Source organism: Pseudomonas sp. NBRC 111127 (assembly GCF_001320345.1).
GTDB classification, from domain to species: Bacteria; Pseudomonadota; Gammaproteobacteria; order Pseudomonadales; family Pseudomonadaceae; genus Aquipseudomonas; species Aquipseudomonas juntendi.
The window spans coordinates 1-2,588 of record NZ_BCBD01000280.1; the positions used below are offsets into that span (position 1 = coordinate 1).

The 2,588-nt window shown below is 57.1% G+C and carries 3 protein-coding genes; 2 read left to right on the top strand and 1 reads right to left on the bottom strand.

What is annotated here, in order from left to right:
- Positions 1–201: 201 nt before the first annotated feature.
- Entirely contained in the window at positions 202–1,215 is a 1,014-nt protein-coding gene (gene intI1, locus APH30_RS26760; RefSeq protein ID WP_000845048.1) for a class 1 integron integrase IntI1, read from the bottom strand.
- A gap of 157 nt (positions 1,216–1,372) precedes the next feature.
- Between intI1 and fos the strand changes: the two genes are divergently transcribed.
- A complete protein-coding gene (fos, locus tag APH30_RS26765) occupies positions 1,373–1,771 on the top strand; it encodes a fosfomycin resistance glutathione transferase (RefSeq protein WP_054914221.1) in 399 nt (132 codons plus the stop codon).
- A gap of 82 nt (positions 1,772–1,853) precedes the next feature.
- Positions 1,854–2,588: AadA family aminoglycoside 3''-O-nucleotidyltransferase (locus APH30_RS28545; protein ID WP_082416267.1), on the top strand; the 735-nt coding region annotated here is incomplete at its 3' end.

Below are 2,588 nucleotides of genomic sequence, written 5' to 3' on the forward strand. Positions count from 1 at the left end.
GTCGTTTTCAGAAGACGGCTGCACTGAACGTCAGAAGCCGACTGCACTATAGCAGCGGAGGGGTTGGATCCATCAGGCAACGACGGGCTGCTGCCGGCCATCAGCGGACGCAGGGAGGACTTTCCGCAACCGGCCGTTCGATGCGGCACCGATGGCCTTCGCGCAGGGGTAGTGAATCCGCCAGGATTGACTTGCGCTGCCCTACCTCTCACTAGTGAGGGGCGGCAGCGCATCAAGCGGTGAGCGCACTCCGGCACCGCCAACTTTCAGCACATGCGTGTAAATCATCGTCGTAGAGACGTCGGAATGGCCGAGCAGATCCTGCACGGTTCGAATGTCGTAACCGCTGCGGAGCAAGGCCGTCGCGAACGAGTGGCGGAGGGTGTGCGGTGTGGCGGGCTTCGTGATGCCTGCTTGTTCTACGGCACGTTTGAAGGCGCGCTGAAAGGTCTGGTCATACATGTGATGGCGACGCACGACACCGCTCCGTGGATCGGTCGAATGCGTGTGCTGCGCAAAAACCCAGAACCACGGCCAGGAATGCCCGGCGCGCGGATACTTCCGCTCAAGGGCGTCGGGAAGCGCAACGCCGCTGCGGCCCTCGGCCTGGTCCTTCAGCCACCATGCCCGTGCACGCGACAGCTGCTCGCGCAGGCTGGGTGCCAAGCTCTCGGGTAACATCAAGGCCCGATCCTTGGAGCCCTTGCCCTCCCGCACGATGATCGTGCCGTGATCGAAATCCAGATCCTTGACCCGCAGTTGCAAACCCTCACTGATCCGCATGCCCGTTCCATACAGAAGCTGGGCGAACAAACGATGCTCGCCTTCCAGAAAACCGAGGATGCGAACCACTTCATCCGGGGTCAGCACCACCGGCAAGCGCCGCGACGGCCGAGGTCTTCCGATCTCCTGAAGCCAGGGCAGATCCGTGCACAGCACCTTGCCGTAGAAGAACAGCAAGGCCGCCAATGCCTGACGATGCGTGGAGACCGAAACCTTGCGCTCGTTCGCCAGCCAGGACAGAAATGCCTCGACTTCGCTGCTGCCCAAGGTTGCCGGGTGACGCACACCGTGGAAACGGATGAAGGCACGAACCCAGTGGACATAAGCCTGTTCGGTTCGTAAGCTATAATGCAAGTAGCGTATGCGCTCACGCAACTGGTCCAGAACCTTGACCGAACGCAGCGGTGGTAACGGCGCAGTGGCGGTTTTCATGGCTTGTTATGACTGTTTTTTTGTACAGTCTATGCCTCGGGCATCCAAGCAGCAAGCGCGTTACGCCGTGGGTCGATGTTTGATGTTATGGAGCAGCAACGATGTTACGCAGCAGGGCAGTCGCCCTAAAACAAAGTTACGTTTTTTGAGGGACTGCATGATCACCGGAATAAACCACATTACTTTTTCTGTCAGTGATCTGGACTCATCGATCCAGTTCTATCGTGGTTTCCTGGGCATGAAGCTTCACGTTCTTTGGGACACGGGTGCGTATCTGACAGCCGGTGATACATGGCTTTGCTTGAGTTTGGGAGAGCCCGACCCCGCTAAAGACTATACGCATGTGGCCTTTAGTATCAGTGAAAACGCGCTCTCGGAGCTACGCGCCAAACGGGGCGAGATGGGATTCAAGGAATGGAAGCAAAACACTAGTGAGGGCGAATCGCTGTACCTACTTGATCCCAACGGCCATCGCCTAGAGCTTCACTGTGGCACTTTGGCAACTCGCTTGGCGGAGTTGGAGAACTCACCTTACAAGGGGCTGGTATGGTGCTGAAACGTAACAATCGGCCGCACTGCGACCGCTTTTCCGCCGCTTCGCGCCTCCAAACCGGCGCGTGAGCCGGGCGTTAAACATCATGAGGGAAGCGGTGATCGCCGAAGTATCGACTCAACTATCAGAGGTAGTTGGCGTCATCGAGCGCCATCTCGAACCGACGTTGCTGGCCGTACATTTGTACGGCTCCGCAGTGGATGGCGGCCTGAAGCCACACAGTGATATTGATTTGCTGGTTACGGTGACCGTAAGGCTTGATGAAACAACGCGGCGAGCTTTGATCAACGACCTTTTGGAAACTTCGGCTTCCCCTGGAGAGAGCGAGATTCTCCGCGCTGTAGAAGTCACCATTGTTGTGCACGACGACATCATTCCGTGGCGTTATCCAGCTAAGCGCGAACTGCAATTTGGAGAATGGCAGCGCAATGACATTCTTGCAGGTATCTTCGAGCCAGCCACGATCGACATTGATCTGGCTATCTTGCTGACAAAAGCAAGAGAACATAGCGTTGCCTTGGTAGGTCCAGCGGCGGAGGAACTCTTTGATCCGGTTCCTGAACAGGATCTATTTGAGGCGCTAAATGAAACCTTAACGCTATGGAACTCGCCGCCCGACTGGGCTGGCGATGAGCGAAATGTAGTGCTTACGTTGTCCCGCATTTGGTACAGCGCAGTAACCGGCAAAATCGCGCCGAAGGATGTCGCTGCCGACTGGGCAATGGAGCGCCTGCCGGCCCAGTATCAGCCCGTCATACTTGAAGCTAGACAGGCTTATCTTGGACAAGAAGAAGATCGCTTGGCCTCCCGCGCAGATCAG